The organism is Novosphingobium sp. 17-62-19 (assembly GCF_002256775.1).
Taxonomy (GTDB): Bacteria; Pseudomonadota; Alphaproteobacteria; order Sphingomonadales; family Sphingomonadaceae; genus Novosphingobium.
This window is the reverse complement of the sequence record NZ_NCII01000031.1, coordinates 1-16,879: the sequence shown is the minus strand read 5'-3', so window position 1 is coordinate 16,879 and position 16,879 is coordinate 1. Positions and strand designations below refer to the sequence as shown.

14 protein-coding genes are annotated in these 16,879 nt (G+C 62.7%); 6 read left to right on the top strand and 8 right to left on the bottom strand.

Annotated elements, in window-relative coordinates; genetic code table 11:
* Positions 1-5: 5 nt before the first annotated feature.
* Positions 6-1,205, bottom strand: coding sequence for a DUF1343 domain-containing protein (locus tag B7X90_RS07490; RefSeq protein WP_292623164.1), 1,200 nt, complete (start codon positions 1,203-1,205; stop codon positions 6-8).
* Positions 1,202-1,744, bottom strand: a complete 543-nt coding sequence (locus tag B7X90_RS07485) for a DOMON-like domain-containing protein (RefSeq protein WP_292623162.1) — start codon at positions 1,742-1,744, stop codon at positions 1,202-1,204. The genes B7X90_RS07490 and B7X90_RS07485 overlap by 4 nt, the downstream gene beginning before the upstream one ends.
* Positions 1,745-1,792: 48 nt before the next feature.
* Here B7X90_RS07485 and tyrS point away from each other — a divergent pair, with 48 nt between their 5' ends.
* From tyrS to B7X90_RS07460, 5 genes are all read left to right on the top strand, one after another.
* Complete coding sequence (gene tyrS, locus B7X90_RS07480) at positions 1,793-3,022, top strand: tyrosine--tRNA ligase (RefSeq protein ID WP_292623160.1); 1,230 nt, start codon at positions 1,793-1,795, stop codon at positions 3,020-3,022.
* Between the two features lie 154 nt (positions 3,023-3,176).
* Positions 3,177-3,509: a PilZ domain-containing protein gene (locus tag B7X90_RS07475; RefSeq protein WP_292623159.1), complete on the top strand. Its 333-nt coding sequence runs from the start codon at positions 3,177-3,179 to the stop codon at positions 3,507-3,509.
* 54 nt (positions 3,510-3,563) lie between these two features.
* Entirely contained in the window at positions 3,564-4,862 is a 1,299-nt protein-coding gene (locus B7X90_RS07470; protein ID WP_292623158.1) for an MFS transporter, read from the top strand.
* A gap of 39 nt (positions 4,863-4,901) precedes the next feature.
* Positions 4,902-5,819, top strand: coding sequence for a cysteine synthase A (gene cysK, locus B7X90_RS07465; RefSeq protein WP_292623156.1), 918 nt, complete (start codon positions 4,902-4,904; stop codon positions 5,817-5,819).
* Between the two features lie 11 nt (positions 5,820-5,830).
* Complete coding sequence (locus B7X90_RS07460) at positions 5,831-6,529, top strand: dienelactone hydrolase family protein (protein WP_292623200.1); 699 nt, start codon at positions 5,831-5,833, stop codon at positions 6,527-6,529.
* A 36-nt stretch (positions 6,530-6,565) separates the two neighbouring features.
* On the opposite strand, the gene B7X90_RS07455 is transcribed toward B7X90_RS07460, so the two are convergent.
* The 4 genes from B7X90_RS07455 to B7X90_RS07440 all read right to left on the bottom strand — a co-directional run bounded on the left by B7X90_RS07455 (position 6,566) and on the right by B7X90_RS07440 (position 10,480).
* Complete coding sequence (locus B7X90_RS07455; protein WP_292623155.1) at positions 6,566-8,368, bottom strand: acyl-CoA dehydrogenase C-terminal domain-containing protein; 1,803 nt, start codon at positions 8,366-8,368, stop codon at positions 6,566-6,568.
* A 14-nt stretch (positions 8,369-8,382) separates the two neighbouring features.
* Positions 8,383-8,898 carry a MerR family DNA-binding transcriptional regulator gene (locus tag B7X90_RS07450; RefSeq protein WP_292623153.1) on the bottom strand — a complete coding sequence of 172 codons (516 nt, stop codon included), beginning with the start codon at positions 8,896-8,898 and terminating at the stop codon, positions 8,383-8,385.
* Between the two features lie 32 nt (positions 8,899-8,930).
* Positions 8,931-9,314 (bottom strand): phosphoribosyl-AMP cyclohydrolase, encoded by a 384-nt coding sequence (gene hisI / locus B7X90_RS07445; protein WP_292623151.1) that lies wholly within the window; start codon positions 9,312-9,314, stop codon positions 8,931-8,933.
* A gap of 395 nt (positions 9,315-9,709) precedes the next feature.
* Positions 9,710-10,480, bottom strand: coding sequence for a ComF family protein (locus B7X90_RS07440; protein ID WP_292623149.1), 771 nt, complete (start codon positions 10,478-10,480; stop codon positions 9,710-9,712).
* Positions 10,481-10,542: 62 nt separating this feature from the next.
* Between B7X90_RS07440 and B7X90_RS07435 the strand changes: the two genes are divergently transcribed.
* Positions 10,543-11,334, top strand: a complete 792-nt coding sequence (locus tag B7X90_RS07435; RefSeq protein WP_292623145.1) for a methyltransferase domain-containing protein — start codon at positions 10,543-10,545, stop codon at positions 11,332-11,334.
* Positions 11,335-11,536: 202 nt separating this feature from the next.
* Here B7X90_RS07435 and ppdK read toward each other — a convergent pair whose 3' ends face one another.
* Entirely contained in the window at positions 11,537-14,200 is a 2,664-nt protein-coding gene (gene ppdK, locus B7X90_RS07430; protein ID WP_292623143.1) for a pyruvate, phosphate dikinase, read from the bottom strand.
* 77 nt (positions 14,201-14,277) lie between these two features.
* Positions 14,278-16,809 (bottom strand): glycine--tRNA ligase subunit beta, encoded by a 2,532-nt coding sequence (locus tag B7X90_RS07425; RefSeq protein WP_292623140.1) that lies wholly within the window; start codon positions 16,807-16,809, stop codon positions 14,278-14,280.
* Positions 16,810-16,879 lie beyond the last annotated feature (70 nt).

Genomic DNA, 16,879 nt, shown 5'->3' with positions numbered 1-16,879 from the left:
CACGATCAGTAGAGCAAAAACCGCCGCCGCTCTTCTACCCAGGCCGTTTCGTCCGGCCCCACCACGGCGTCCAGATCAGCGGGCGACGCAGCCAGATCGTCCACCCATTCACGCAACGCAGGCCCGCCGTTGATCACGTCGATCGCCAGCTTGTCGAACACATACTCGTAAGGAAAATCCCGCCATAGCGGATAGTCCGGGTACAGCCGCCGGATCGCCTTTAACGCCAGCGCCTGCAACCGCCACGGTCGGAACGCGTTGTGATCATAGAATGCGCCTTCGGCATGGATCATCAGTGCACTGCATAAAGACTTGGCGTGCTTGTGGAACGTCGGCTCGAACCAGCACTCGCGAATCGCGCAGCCTTCCATCCATTGCGGCGCGAAGCTGCGCATTTCCGCCAGCACCGCCTTTGCGTCTACGTCCGGCGCACCGAACAGCACTTCGAGCGGCCGCGTGGTGCCACGCCCTTCGGAAACGGTCGCGCCCTCAATCATTACCGTGCCTGCATAGGCCCGTGCCATGTTCAGGCTAGCCGCGTTAGGCGATGGATTGATCCAGATGCGGCTCTCCGGCCAGCCGAAGCCGGGTCCGCTTTCGGGCGTCCAGCCTTCCATCGTGATCACGCGATAGTCGACGTCGAGCTTGAAATGCTCGACAAACCAGGCACCCATCTCGCCCAACGTCATGCCGTGCCGCATCGGCATCGGCCCTGCGCCAACGAAGCTTTCCCAGCCCGGCAGCAACGTGGTGCCTTCCACCGGGCGCCCCGCTGGATTGGGCCGGTCCAGCACCCACACCGCCTTGCCGGTGCCGTGTGCGGCCTCAAGCAGATAGAGCAACGTAGTGACGAAGGTGTAGATACGGCATCCCAGGTCCTGCAGGTCGAACAGAAACACGTCGGCGGTGCTCATCATCTGCCCGGAGGGTCGACGCACTTCGCCATAGAGGCTGAACACCGGGATGCCGTACGTCGGATCAAGCTCGTCCGCCGTCTCAACCATGTTGTCCTGCTTGTCGCCCTTCAGGCCATGCTGCGGCCCGAAAGCCGAGGTTACACGCAACCCCGACGCGATCAGCGCATCCAGCGAGTGAACCAGCCCATCGGTCACCGATGCAGGATGGGCGACGAGCGCGACGCGCTTGCCTTCAAGCGGTTTTCTCAGGGCGGGGTCGGCAAGCAGCCGGTCGATACCGAATTTCATGCCCCGCTCGGTGCCGCAAGCGAAGCGGCGAAGCAAGACTCGTGATGAAAGTCGGGCCGATCCTCGCGGTGCGCGATAGCCCAGTAGGACTTCAAACTGCCCTCCTCCTCAAGCACCGCTGTCAGCCCAAATGCGGCAGGCAGTGGCGGGAGCGCAGCCACCGGAAGCGCCACATCAAAAATCAGCACCGATTGCCCCCGGCGCGGCGTGCAGACCGGCGCGCGCGGCATCATCCGCTCGGCCATGCCTTCACGATAACCTGTGAAATCATAAGCCGCCCAGCTTTGCGAAGGCGAGAAGTTGAACTCGGCATAGCCTTCGCCACCCTCAGGCTTCACGAACAGCTCAAAACACGTCGTCTGCCACAACCCGTCGGCGCGGCGCTTGCCCGCAAACGGCGGCAGAATTAGCCCCTGCGCGCCCTCGACCTTCCAGCGCAGCGTCATCCAGTGCGCGTCGCCCCCGGTGATCCGCGCCTCGACCCGGCCAATACCCTTGGGCGGATTGGCCGGATGGGGCAAAAGCTCAAACGTTCCCAATTGCGCAACTCCGTGCTAGGCGCGCCATCCCGATAGTGAGTGGCCGAGATGACCGAATATACTTCTTCCCTGCTGCGCCTGCTTTCCGAGCGAGGCTACATCCACCAGATGACCGATGCGAGCGCGCTTGATGCGCTGGCGGCAAAGCAGATTGTGCCCGGCTATATCGGCTTCGATCCCACCGCGCCATCGCTGCACGTGGGTTCGATGGTGCAGATCATGCTGCTGCGCCGCCTGCAACAGGCGGGACATAAGCCCATCGTGTTGATGGGCGGCGGCACAGGCAAGATCGGTGACCCAAGCTTCAAGGACGAAGCACGCAAGCTGCTGACCGATGAACTGATTACGCAGAACGTCGCCTCGATCAAAACCGTGTTCGAACGCTTCCTCACCTTTGGCGACGGGCCAACCGATGCCGTCATGCTCGACAACGCCGAATGGCTCGACCGGCTGGAATACATCCCGTTCCTGCGTGAAGTGGGGCAGCATTTCTCGGTCAACCGTATGCTCAGCTTCGATTCGGTGAAGCAGCGGCTTGATCGCGAACAGTCGCTGTCGTTCCTCGAATTCAACTACATGATCCTGCAGGCCTACGATTTCCGCGAACTGTCGCAGCGGTATGATTGCCGCCTGCAGATGGGCGGATCGGACCAGTGGGGCAACATTGTCAACGGCATAGAACTGACCCGCCGCATGGACGGCAAGGAAGTGTTCGGTGTCACCACCCCGCTGCTCACCACCGCCGATGGCGCGAAGATGGGCAAGACCATGAACGGTGCGGTCTGGTTGAATGAAGACGCCCTGCCCGCCTGGGACTTCTGGCAATACTGGCGCAATGCCGATGACCGTGATGTGGGCAAGTTCCTGCGCCTGTTCACCGATCTGCCGCTGGACGAGATCGCACGGCTGGAAGCGCTGGAAGGCAGCGAGATCAATGCGGCAAAGATCGTGCTGGCCAATGAAGTGACCCGGCTGGTGCGCGGGGACGACGCGGCCAAGGCGGCAGAGGCCACGGCGGCGGCGACTTTCGCGGGCGGCGGGCTGGGGCAGGACCTGCCTACCCTCGACGTAAGCGACGAAGGTATCTCCATTGTCGATGCGTTGGTCGGACTTGGTTTTGCGGCCAGCCGTGGCGAAGCCAAGCGGCTGGTCACCGGCGGCGGAGCGCGAATCGACGGCGTGGCGGTGACAGACGAAGCGTACCGTATCACCTTGTCCGACAAGGAAATTCGCGTTTCATCGGGCAAAAAGAAGCACGGCATCGTCCGCCGTGCCTGATTTGACCCGCAAAACAGGGTTTCCGCATCCCTAACGGCAAGGGCCTGCCGCTTCCGGCAAGCTTTTGCCGGAGGCTTTACGAATTGTTCGCCAATTCAAGCCTATATCCTTCGGCATAGTCCCACACGGGTCACTCATGCGCGAAGGAGGAACGATGCGCGGCGGAGCACAGCTTTCGGTCACCGACCTGCGTCGTTCGACCCGCCACCCGGTAAACCTGCCGGTGATTGGCGAACATCGAACGCGCGGCGACATCATGTTGCATCTGGCAAATATCTCGACGACCGGCTTTCTTGCCACCGAGGTCGAAGATCTCGGCCGTGGTGAACGGCTGACCGTGCGCTTTCCGGTCGTCGGGCGAATCGAAGCTTTCGTGGTCTGGACCGATGAATCCGGCCGCGCCGGATTTCAGTTTGAACGCATTGTGCGCGTGGATGATTTCGCCAAGATGATCCGCTCGTTGCAGCCCAACACCAAGGGCCGCTGACGCACCTTTCTGCACGCAACTTTTGCTTTCTTGGCAAGCGCCAGCCGCAATGGCATGGCGCAACGCGTGAATACGACCAACCCCGCTTCGCCGCTGCCGACGTCTCCCCTCGCGATACCCGATTACCGCAAGTTCTGGATCGCGCGGTTTTTCTCGGTTGTGGCGACATCGGGCATGGTCGTCATTCTGGGCTACCAGCTCTACGATGTGGCGCGTGGGCAATACGGTATGTCCATGGCGCAGGCCGCGTTCCAGTTGGGCCTGCTTGGCCTCGCCCAGTTCCTGCCGCTGTTCCTGCTCACACCAATTGCAGGGCTTGTTGCTGATCGGTTTGACCGGCGCAACGTGGCGGCACTATCGATGTGCATCGATCTTACCGTAGCACTGACTTTGGCGCTGGCTACCGGCAGCGGTATCCTGACTTTGCCCCTGCTGTTCGGTCTTGCCGCGCTTCATGGCACAGCGCGTGTGTTCATCGGACCTGCACTCGCTTCGATCGCGCCCAACGTTGTTCCAGCCGAGCTGATGCCGAAAGCCATCGCCATAAATTCGATGGCTTGGCAGATCGGATCGGTCGGTGGCCCGGCCATTGCCGGACTGCTCTTTGCGGGGCACGCCACGCTCCCGTACTGGACATCAACTGTGCTGCTTGCCCTGGGGGCAGCCTGCACTTTCAGCATACGCCGCCTTCCCCCGCCGGAAGGCAACCGCAATGTCCATCCGGTCAAACAGATGCGCGAAGGGCTTTCCTTCGTCTGGAATGATCGCTTCCTGCTGGGCTGCGTCACACTGGATCTATTCGCCGTGCTACTGGGCGGGGCGACCGCGCTTCTGCCCGTTTTTGCGCGCGATATTCTATTGATAGACGACCAACCGGTCGGTGCAAACGGCCTTGGGATCATGCGTGCCATGCCCGGTTTGGGCGCAGCGCTGGTCGCCTTTGTGCTAGCTCGTCACCCGATTGCGAACAACGTCGGCAACAAGATGCTGCTCGGCGTTGTGGTGTTTGGCCTCTTCACCATTGGGTTCGGGGTATCGACCAATTTCTACCTGTCGCTGCTGATGCTTGTGGGCATTGGCGCAGGCGACATGGTGTCCGTGTTCATCCGCAACACGTTGGTGCAGTTGCACACGCCGGATGCTGTCCGTGGCCGCGTATCTGCCATTTCCGGCCTGGCGATTTCCGCATCAAACGAATTGGGCGAAATGCAATCGGGCGTCGCAGCCGCGCTGCTCGGTGCGATGGGAGCGGCCGTTTTCGGCGGTGTGGGCGCAATTGTCATTACCGCCGCCTGGTTTTTCCTGTTTCCAGAACTGAAGAACGCGCGAACCTTTGCAGCACGATACAGATAGTCCTAAACACTCCCCATTCACCAGAAGGAGCCATGCGACATGAGAGCGGATTCGATCCTCGCCACCATCGGCAACACCCCGCACATTCGCCTGTCCCGCCTGTTTCCCGATCACGAGGTATGGGTGAAGAGCGAGCGCGGCAATCCCGGCGGCTCGATCAAGGACCGCATCGGCCTTGCCATGATCGAGGCTGCAGAAGCAGACGGCAGCCTGCAGCCTGGCGGCACGATCATCGAACCGACATCGGGCAACACCGGCATCGGCCTTGCCATGGTTGCCGCGGTCAAGGGCTACAAGCTGGTACTGGTCATGCCCGAATCGATGTCGCTTGAACGGCGTCGTTTGATGCTCGCTTACGGCGCTTCGTTCGATCTCACCCCGCGCGAAAAGGGCATGAAGGGCGCGATCGAGCGCGCCAAGGAACTGGTCGAGCAGACCCCCGGCGCGTGGATGCCGCAGCAGTTTGACAATCCTGCCAACGTCGCGGTCCACGTGCGCACCACCGCGCAGGAAATCCTGAAGGACTTCGGCAGCGAACCCGTCGACGTGTTGATCACCGGCGTCGGCACCGGTGGGCACCTGACCGGCTGCGCCGAGGAACTGAAGAAGCACTGGCCTTCGATGAAGGCCTATGCGGTAGAGCCGACGCTTTCGCCGGTGATCTCCGGCGGGCAGCCTGCCCCGCATCCGATTCAAGGTATCGGCGCGGGCTTCATTCCAGGCAATCTGCATACGCAATCTATCGACGGGGCGATCACGGTCGATCCCGCCGATGCCAAGGAAATGGCGCGCCAGTGCGCCGCCAAGGAAGGGATGCTGGTGGGCATTTCTTCGGGCGCAACGCTTGCCGCCATCGCACAGAAACTGGAGAGTTTGCCCGCCGGGAGCCGCGTACTGGGCTTCAACTATGATACCGGTGAACGGTATCTGTCCGTGCCGGATTTCCTGCCGGAGTAAGCGTAGTGGCGATGGAACAGGTCGATTACGCGGACGGGGACGTTGCACTCGCCGGATTTCTGGCAAGGCCGGAAGGCACGCCCCGCGCTGCGGTGCTGGTCTTGCCGACTATCATGAATTGCAACGCGCCAATGGTGCGCCGCGCACAGATGCTGGCCCAGGCCGGCTATCTGGCGCTGGTGGCCGATTTCTATGGCGTGCAGGTGCGCGATTTCGATCATGCGCGAGAACTGGCGGGGCCTTTGCGGGAAAGTGCCGAAGGCTACCGCCAGCGTCTGCGTGCAGGGCTAGCGGCGCTGACTGATCTGCCGGAAGTGCAAGGCCTGCCGGTTGCCGCAGTCGGCTATTGCATGGGCGGACAGGCGGCGCTCGAACTGGCACGCGATGGAGCAGACATTGTGCTGGCTGCCAGCTTCCACGGCCTGCTTGATACGCTGGCCCCCGCCAGGCCGAGCGTAGTCAAGACGCGCATCCTTGTCTGCCACGGCGATGCCGACCCGATGGTGTCGCGCGAACAGGTCATAGCCTTCTGGGAGGAAATGGACGCTGCGGGAGCGGGCTGGCACTTCCACAGCTACAGTGGCGTAAAACACGGCTTCACCGATCCCGGCAGCGATGCGCGCGGGATGGCAGCAATTGGCTATGACGCCAGCGCCGACCGGCAAAGCTGGGGTGCGCTGATGGACTTGCTGGACGAAGTACTCAGCTGAACCGGGGAGGCTTGCTGGCCTCCCCGCATCCAGCCATCATGCAATCGCGAGCTGCTCTGGCGAAAGCGCCATGATCGTCTCGCAGCCCGCTTCCACTTCACGACGCAAAGCGCCCGCTTCGGTGGTGTAGCGCGTGGCCCAGTGGCGAGCGCAAGCCAGCTTGGCTTCGTAAAAGGCCTTGTCGTCTGCGCCGTTGCCGATGGCCGCTGCAGCAACCTTGGCCATGCGCAGCCACATCAGGCCGAGTGATACGATCCCGGTCAAAGTCATGTAGGCATAGGCACCCGCACCCAGATTGTTCGGGTTGGCCATGGCGTTCTGCATGAACCACATGGTCGCCGCCTTCATCTCGCCCGTCGCCTTCGAAAGGCGCTCAGCCACAAGCTTGACCGTTTCGTCCGCACTGTCTTCTGCACATTCGGCATCGATCAGCGCGAACAGCGCCTGCACTGCGCGGCCACCGTTCAACGCCAGTTTGCGCCCGGCAAGGTCCATCGCCTGAACGCCGTTGGTACCTTCATAGATCATGGCGATGCGGGCATCGCGCACAAACTGGTCCATGCCGTTTTCTGCGATATAGCCGTGGCCACCCCAGATCTGCTGCATATTGGTGGCCACATCGTAGCCCATATCGGTGCCGTAGCCCTTGATGACGGGCGTCAGCAGGCTGATCAGGTCATCCGCCATCTGGCGTTCTTCGTCCGTCGCCGCCTTGTGCGAAAGGTCAACTTGCAACGCCCCCCACAGGCACAGCGCGCGCATCCCTTCGATGAAAGTCTTGGCATCCATCAACATGCGGCGCACATCGGGGTGGACGATGATCGGATCGGCCTTCTGCTCAGGCTCGGCCGGGCCGGTCAGCGCGCGTCCCTGACGGCGGTCGAGCGCATAAGCAAGGCCGTTCTGGTAAGCCACTTCCGCTTGGGCCAGCCCCTGCATCCCCACGCCAAGCCGCGCGGCGTTCATCATGATAAACATGGCGGCAAGGCCCTTGTTCTCCTCGCCGACCAGCCAGCCCTTGGCACCGTCGTAGTTCATCACGCATGTGGCGTTACCATGAATGCCCATCTTCTCTTCAATGGAGCCAACCGACACGCTGTTCTTCTCGCCCAGCGAGCCATCAGCATTGACGATGAACTTCGGCACGATGAACAGTGAAATGCCCTTGCTCGATTCCGGCGCGCCGGGGGTCTTGGCAAGCACGAGGTGAATGATATTCTCTGTCAGGTCATGGTCGCCGGCCGAGATGAAGATCTTGGTGCCGGTAATGGCATAGGAACCATCCAGTTGCGGCTCCGCGCGGGTGCGGATCATGCCAAGATCGGTGCCGCAATGGGGTTCGGTCAGGTTCATCGTGCCGAGCCATTCGCCGCTCACCATCTTGGGCAGGTACATCGCCTGCTGCTCAGGCGAACCCTTTGCGATGATTGCCGAAATCGCACCATTGGCAAGGCCGGGGTACATCGCAAAAGCCTGATTGGCAGTAGCGAGGTACTTCTCCATGATGAAGCCCATCACGTGCGGCAGGCCCTGCCCGCCATAGACTTCCGGTGCCGAAAGCGTGCCCCAGCCGCCTTCAACGTATTGGCGATAGGCTTCCTTGAAGCCCTTTGGCGTGGTCACCGTGCCATCGGGGTGGCGCGTGCAGCCTTCCTTGTCGCCAGACAGGTTGAGCGGAGCAATGACTTCGGAAACGAAGCGCCCGGCTTCTTCGATGATCGCGTCAGTCATGTCCTGCGTCGCGCTTTCGAAGCCGGGCAGGTTGCCATAGCTTTCAAGGCGGATCAGTTCGTTGACGACGAAGCGGGTGTCGCGGGTGGGCGCGGTGTAGATCGGCATGATTTCCTGTCCCTTTATGCGTCCGGGTTGCGGCCTTCTGACCGCTCCCTTGCGATGACGAGATCGACAAAGCTGGTCAGTTCGTCGATGGTCGCAGCAATGTCTGCCTGCTGGCGGCGCAGATTCTCGATTCGCTCACGACATTTGGCAAGCGTGACACGGCGCTGTTCCGCACGGCCATCGCCCATGTCGTAAAGGTCGATCATGTCGCGGATTTCAGCAAGGCTGAAGCCCACGTTCTTCGCGCGCATGATCCACGCCAGACGCGCCCGATCCCGCTTGGAATAGATGCGGGAAAGGCCGATGCGTTCGGGCGCGATCAGCCCCTCGTCCTCATAGAAGCGCAGTGCGCGGGCCGTCACCCCAAACTCGTTGGAGAGATCGGATATGGTGAACTGGTCCCGCTTCAGGGCATCGGGTTGATCGAGATGGCCGGTGTGGCCCGTCTCGGTGTTTCCTGAAGCCTCGGTTTTTCCAGAAGCCGGCTGGCTGTCCGGGGCATGAGTCGCTGTGGCAGCTTGCTGTGACATGCCACCAAACCTAACTCCCCTTTACGTAAGCGTCAATCGTCGATGCGCTCCAACGTGCCGCCCGATGTAATGCGCCGGTAGAAGCATGAAGGCGCCATAGTGTGGCACGCAGGCCCCGCCGCTTCGACGCGCAGTTCCAGCGCATCCTGATCGCAATCGACACGGATTTCGATGATCTTGAGCACGTGGCCCGAGCTTTCGCCCTTCATCCACAAACGCCCGCGCGATCTTGAATAGAAGTATGCAAACCCCGTCTCCAGCGTCTTTCCCACCGCCTCGGCGTTCATATGCGCCAGCATCAGCAACGCGCCTGTTTCGTGATCTACAGCAACGGCGGTGATCAGGCCGTTTGAATCGAATTTGGGCATGAACTCGGCGCCCTGCTCACGGCGGGCGCTGTCTTCGGTAGCGGACAAGAGGTTGCGGCCTTTCTATCTGTAGTGCCGGGACGATGTTATGTGGCGGATTTGTTGCACGATAACCACACAAAGTGGCGAAATCCACTGCCAGCACACAATATGCTTTCGCCGCCGGGCTTAATGGGGAATGAAGCTCTTGCGGTTTGAGGGAACTGCGAACTGAACGGCCACCGGTCAAACCGGGCAGGCAGTGCATAAAGCGCCAATGTTCAGGGACACACGATGAGGGGCCGGTCGGTAGCCCTTGCAGCAGGCCCACAGGGCCGCGCAGGGCAAGACCGGTAGATGAGGGAACAGGCGGGACGGTCAGGGGGCCGTTCGGATCACGCGAACGCCCGCAGAAATTCGTCACGAGGACGCCCGGAATCGCAAGATTCCGGGCGTTTCCTGTTTCAGGTGCTGAATTGTGCCACCTCACGCACCGAATCGAGCGCTTCGTCCAGCACGCGGGCAAAGCAGGCGATCCGCACCTGCTTCGCCCCGGCTTTGCGCAACGCCGTGATGCAGGCGTTTGTCGTCGCGCCGCTGGTCATCACATCGTCCACCAGCAGAACATTCGCACCCTTGATGCGCGCCGCTCTCCCGGAATGCGCCGCAATCGCGCCCGAGAGAATCCGCGCCCGTGCCTTGCGCCCAAGCCCGCCGAGCGACGGCGTAGGCCGATGCCGCACCAGCCCATCAAACAGCAACGCCTGTCCGGTCGCGCGTGCGATCTCCCGCGCCAGCAACGCCGACTGGTTGAACCCGCGGCGCATCAGCCGCCAGCGATGCAGCGGCACCGGCACGACCAGCCACGGCCCTTCCAAAATTGACAGCCGCGTCAGCATCATCCGCGCCATCATCGGCGCAAGCCCGATCCGCCGCCCATGCTTGAACGCCAGCACCAGCGCGCGCGATGGTTCGTTATAGAGCGTGGCGGCAGCGATCCCAGCGTGGCGGGGCGGTTCGGCCATGCACGGCGCGCAGATCAGCTCCGCATCTTCGCCATAGCCCTCGCCCATCGGCCGCTGGCACAGCGTACAGCACGTGCCCGATGGCACCGCGAGCTTGTCCCAACAGCCGAGGCACAGCCCGCCATGCGCCGCCACCGGATCACCGCACAGCGGGCAACGGGGGGGGAACACGAAGTCGATCACGGGCGTAAGGGCTGAAGCCAGCTTCATGCATCAATCCTTGCACAACGCGCCCCCTTGGCAATCCCTGCGAAGATGGGCACTGCCCGGAAATGGCCAGTTCACCCCCCACTATTTTCGCGCCAAAACGGCGGAAAGCCCTGCGGCGGCGCATGGCATGCCTGCAGCAGCAGCCGGATGCGCCGCGCTACATCATGGACGACATGGTCGATGACGTGCTCGACCGCCTCTCGTTCCTGCGCCACGAGCCCAAGCGCGCGCTGATCGTGGGAGATTGGACCGGCGCACTCGCCCGCACTCTCACCGCGGCGGGATGCTCCGTCGAATGCCGCGACCCCGTGCTCAGCGATGCGCCGCTGGATGAAGTAGCGCCCTACCCTTTTGCCGATGGCTTCGATTTCATCGCCAGCCTCGGCACGCTCGACACGGTGAACGACCTGCCCGGCGCACTGGTCCACTTGCGCCGCGCGCTGGCCGATGGCGGGCTGATGATCGCCAGCTTCATGGCCGCCGGATCACTCCCCGCCCTGCGTGCGATCATGCTGGAAGCTGATGCCGACCGGCCTTCACCGCGCATCCATCCGCAAGTGGACGTGAGGGCCGGAGGGCAATTGCTCCAACGCTGCGGCTTTGCCGATCCGGTGATCGACAGCCATCATCTTGATGTCCGATTTCGTTCGCTTGAGGGACTGGTGGCGGATTTGCGCGCTCAGGGCCTTGGCAATTGCCTGGCCCGCACTGGCGCCCCGCTGGGAAAGGCCGAGCTGGCGCGCGCGCGCATTGCCTTCGCTGCACGCGCTGATGCGGACGGAAAAGTGACCGAACGGTTCGAGATACTGACGCTAAGCGGTTGGGCAAAACCGCTCCGCCCGCCGAAATTTTAAAGCGGAACGGCTGCACACAAAACCATTATGGAGTGTTTCCCCGGGGAAACGTGCCAAATAGGCTATTTCCACCTAGACTTTCTCCCCCGCGAAGGCGGGGGCCTCAGGCCGTTTAAGCGAACGTTCAGTAGCGACACCGAGGCCCCCGCCTTCGCGGGGGCGCACCAGTTTACGCGGCAAGCTTATGCTGCAGCCGTAAACCTCAGCCCAGCGCCGCCTGCGCCGCCGCCAGCCTTGCAATCGGCACGCGATACGGACTGGCCGAAACGTAATCCAACCCCGTCTTCTCGCAGAACGCGATCGAAGCCGGATCGCCGCCGTGTTCGCCGCAGATGCCCAGCTTGAGGTCAGGCCGCGTCTTGCGGCCGCGCTCTGCGGCCAGTTCCACCAGTTGCCCCACGCCCTCGATATCGAGGCTGACGAACGGGTCGCGCGGATAGATGCCCTGATCCACGTAAGGGTTGAGGAAGCGCGCCGCATCGTCGCGGCTCACGCCCAGCGTGGTCTGGGTCAGGTCGTTGGTGCCGAACGAGAAGAACTTGGCCTCCTCGGCAATCTCGCCCGCCATCAGCGCGGCGCGCGGGAGTTCGATCATCGTGCCGACCATGTATTCCAGCGTGCGACCCTTTTCGGCAAAGACCTCAAGCGCCACGCGGTCCACCAGCGCGCGCAGGATTTCCAGCTCCTTGCGCGTGGCAACCAGCGGGATCATCACTTCGGGAATCGGCGCATCGCCGCTCTTTTCCGCCACGTCGCACGCGGCTTCAAAGATTGCGCGCGCCTGCATCTCGTAGATCTCGGGGAAAGTGATGCCCAGACGGCAACCGCGATGGCCCAGCATCGGGTTGAATTCGTGCAACTCGCCCGCGCGGCGCTTCAGATGCTCAACGCCCCGCCCGGTCACTTCGGCAAGGTCGGCAAATTCGGCATCGGCGTGCGGCAGGAATTCGTGCAGCGGCGGATCGAGCAGGCGGATCGTGACCGGCAGCCCCGCCATCACCTCGAAGATCGACTGGAAGTCGCTGCGCTGTTCGGGCAGCAGCTTGGCCAGCGCCTTGCGGCGGCCCGCCTCATCTTCGGCCAGAATCATTTCGCGCACGGCAGAAATGCGGCTGGCTTCGAAGAACATATGCTCGGTGCGGCACAGGCCGATGCCTTCAGCGCCAAACTGACGCGCCACCTGGCAATCGAGCGGCGTTTCAGCGTTGGTGCGCACTTTCATGCGGCGGTGCTTGTCCGCCCACACCATCAGCGTGCCGAAATCGCCGACCAGTTCCGGCTCGACCGTGGCAACCTTGCCCGCCATCACATCGCCGTTCGATCCATCAAGGGTGATAACATCGCCCTCCACGATGTCTCGCCCACCGATTTTTGCGGTCCGGCTGACCATATCGATCGACACCGCCGAAGCACCCGAAACGCAGGGACGGCCCATCCCGCGCGCGACCACGGCCGCGTGCGACGTCATGCCGCCGCGCGCCGTCAGAATACCCTGCGCCGCGTGCATTCCGTGGATGTCCTCGGGGCTGGTTTCCACCCGCACTAGGATCACCGCTTCACCGCGTTCGGCGCGCGCCTGCGCAGTATCGGAATCGAACACGACGATCCCCGAAGCCGCACCGGGCGATGCCGGAAGCCCCTTGGTCAGCACGTCGCGCACGGCCTTGGGATCGAGCGTGGGGTGCAGCAACTGGTCCAGCGCCATCGGATCGATGCGGCGGATCGCGGTGGCTTCATCGATCAGGCCTTCGCCCACCATGTCCACCGCCATCTTCAGCGCGGCCTTGGCGGTGCGCTTGCCCGAACGGGTCTGCAGCATCCACAGCTTGCCCTGCTCGACGGTGAATTCGATGTCCTGCATGTCGGCATAGTGTTTTTCGAGCAGGTCGAACACGGCGGCCAGTTCGGCATAAGCCCCCGGCATCGCCTCTTCCATCGAAAGCGGTTTGGCATTCGCCCGTTCGCGCGCGGCCTTGGTCAGGTATTGCGGCGTGCGGATGCCGGCGACGACGTCCTCCCCCTGTGCATTGACCAGCCATTCGCCGTAATAGGCGCGCTCACCGGTGGCCGGATCACGCGTGAAGGCAACGCCCGTGGCCGATGTCTCGCCCATGTTGCCGAACACCATCGCCTGCACATTCACAGCCGTGCCCCAGTCGGCGGGAATGTCGTTCAGCTTGCGATAGACCTTGGCGCGGTCCGATTCCCACGAATCGAACACGGCACCGATGGCGCCCCACAACTGTTCGTGCACGTCCTGCGGGAACGGACGGCCAAGCTGCTCTGCCACGATGGCCTTGTATTCGCCGACCAGTGCCTGCCAATGTTCCGCGCCCAGTTCCACATCGTTGAAGAAGCCATTGTCTTCCTTGACGATTTCGAGCGCATCTTCGAACCGGTGATGGTCCAGCCCCAGCACCACGTCCGAATACATCTGGATGAAGCGGCGGTAGCTGTCCCACGCAAAGCGCGGATCGCCCGATCCCGCAGCAAGGCCTTCAACCGTCTGGTCATTCAGGCCAAGGTTCAGCACCGTGTCCATCATGCCCGGCATCGAAACGCGCGCGCCCGAACGTACCGAGACGAGCAGCGGATTGGCGGCATCGCCAAACGTGCGCCCGGTGGCCTTTTCCACATGCGCCACGCCATTGGCCACGCCAGCCCGCAGGGCATCGTCAAACGTCTTGCCGCTGGCGTTGTAGGCCGTGCAAACTTCGGTGCTGATGGTGAAGCCCGGAGGCACCGGCAGGCCGATCCCGGCCATTTCGGCAAGGTTCGCGCCCTTGCCGCCCGCGATGGTCTTGTCCTTCGCGCGCGGATCGGTCGATACGGCACCGCCGCCGAAGTGGAATACGTATGCGCTCATGCGAACAACGATGCTCCCTGCGTCTGTAATTTTCTGCCGGTCCGGGCCGGATTCGGCCTTTCGCGATTTCGGGCCCCTTAGCCTTCTATGCGCGAAAAGTCCGCAACTTTGTGCACCGCAGCACGGAAACGGTCAAGCAATGCCAGACGACTCGACCGTTTGTTAGCGTCCGCATCATTCACCGTCACGCCATCAAAGAACGCATCAATCGGCCCGCGCAAGCTAGCCAACGCCGCCATGGCTGATGTAAAGTCCTCGGCGGCAATCGCGCTGTCGGCCTGCGGTTCGGCAGCGTTCAGCGCATCGACCAGCGCCTGCTCTGCCGGTTCGCGCTCATAATTGCACTCAGGATGCGCAAACTGCGCGGCCACGCCCCTGAACGCCGGATCATCCACCATCGCCAGCGGGTCTTCCTCACCCGTCGGCGGCACCACGCCTTCGCCCTCGGCCCCGGCAGTGGGATTGGCGGTGAAGCCTTCCTTCTTCAGGATATTCGCGGCGCGCTTGTACCCTGCGAGCAGGTTGGTGCCGTCCTCGGTGGTGACGAAAGCCTGCAATGCGTGAACGCGGGCGAGCAGGCGGACGAGATCATCCTCCCCGCCGAGCGCGAACACGGCGTCGATCAGGTCGTGACGAACGCCCGCTTCGCGTTGTTGGACTTTTAGGCGGTCGATTAGGAAGCTCATGACCTCGGCCGTGGGCAAGTTGGCCTTTGGCTGCGCCTCTCGATCGTAGTCTGGTTGTTCCCGAATCCAGATATTAAATAGCTCAGCCTCCTGAACATCTGGGTGCCGGTCGCGAAATGCCAAAAATTTCGGATCGTCATCGGTTTGCCATTCGAAAAGGAAAAATCCTGTTTCTAGCAACGCGTCGATCAAGTTGAGCCGTAAGTTATTCGAAGAGATCAGACGAAGCACTGCGAGCGCCGCTCGTCTTAGCGCGAAAGGATCTTTTGACCCAGTAGGGCGCTCTTCAATTTCGAAGAAACCGTAAAGCGTATCCAACTTATCCGCCAAACTCACAGCCACCGTCACCGGCGCAGTCGGCACGTCATCGCCCTGCCCGACCGGCTTATAGTGATCGCGGATGGCGTCGGCCACGGCGTCTGGCAGGCCTTCGGCGCGGGCGTAGTAGCCGCCCATCAGGCCCTGGAGTTCGGGGAATTCGCCGACCATTTCGGTGACGAGATCGGCCTTGCACAGGCGGGCGGCGAGTTCGGCCTGGTCTGCGAGAGACAAATCCTCCCCAGTATGGGGAGGGGGACCGCCCGCAGGGTGGTGGAGGGGGCTATCGGTTGGCCGGGTGCTTTGCGGAGAACCCCCTCCACCATGCTGCGCATGGTCCCCCTCCCCGTTTCGGGGAGGATTTTTTACGATACCCTCTTCAACCAGCCACCGCGCCAGCTTGGCCACACGCTCGACCTTGTCGGCCACCGTGCCCAGCTTCTCGTGAAACGTGATCCGCCCCAGCTTTTCGGCATGGACCGACAGCGGTTTCTTCTTGTCCTGCTCCCAGAAGAAGCGCGCGTCCGAAAGCCGGGCCGCAAGCACCTTGCGGTTGCCATCGACAATCGCCGCCCCACCGTCCTTCGCCTCGATATTGGCGGTGCAGACGAAGGCGTTGGCAAGCCGCCCATCCTCCCCGGCACGGGGAGGGGGACCGCCCGCAGGGTGGTGGAGGGGACCATCCCCCAAAGGCTGTGCGTGCGGAGAGCCCCCTCCACCATGCTGCGCATGGCCTCCCTCCCCATTCTGGGGAGGATAGGTGCACACAAAATACTTCTGGTTCACGCGCGCCGTCAGCTGGATCACCTCCGGCGGCACGTCCAGAAACGTCGCGTCAAAGCGGCCCAGCAGCGGCACCGGCCATTCGGTCAGGCCGGCGTTCTCGATCACCAGCCTCTCGTCCTCGACCAGCACCAGCCCAGCCGCTTCCGCCGCAGCCTTGGCCTTGTCACGCACCAGCGCTTCGCGCTCGGCATGATCAACGATCACATGGCACGCGCGCAGCTTTTCAGCGTAGTCGCCAGCGCCGCCAATCGTGATTTCGCCATCGTGATGGAACCGATGCCCACGCGTGGCAAAGCCGGACTTCACGCCGCCAATCTCGCACTCGACCAGATCTTCGCCAAGGATCGCCACGATGCCCGAAAGCGGACGCACCCAGCGCAAGCTTTCCGTGGAGAGCGAAGCCGCGCCCCAGCGCTGGCTCTTGGGCCAGGGGAAAGCGCGGATGATCGCCGGAATCGCTTCGCCCAGCACGTCCTTCGTCGCGCGGCCCGGCTTTTCGGTGACGGCAAACCACACGCCATCGCGCTCAGTCAACTGGTCCTTGGTCAGCCCGGTCTTGCGCAGGAAACCTTCCAGCGCCTGTTCGGGCGCAGAGGTCTTCGGCCCCTTGGTCTCCTCAGATACCGCCTCGGTTGCCAGTGGCAGATCGCGCGCGATCAGCGCCAGTCGGCGCGGCGTTGACCACACCGTCACTTCGCCCGCCTTCAGCCCCGCAGCGTCCAGCGCCTTGCGAAACAGCTTTTCCAGATCGGCGCGCGCGCCTGCCTGCATCCGTGCCGGAATTTCCTCACTGCGCAGTTCGAGAAGGAAATCGGTCACTTGCTCCACTCCGGGTACTTGGCCGCCCACTGATCGGCGTTCTTTTCCATGTGCGCCTCGCACGATCCGC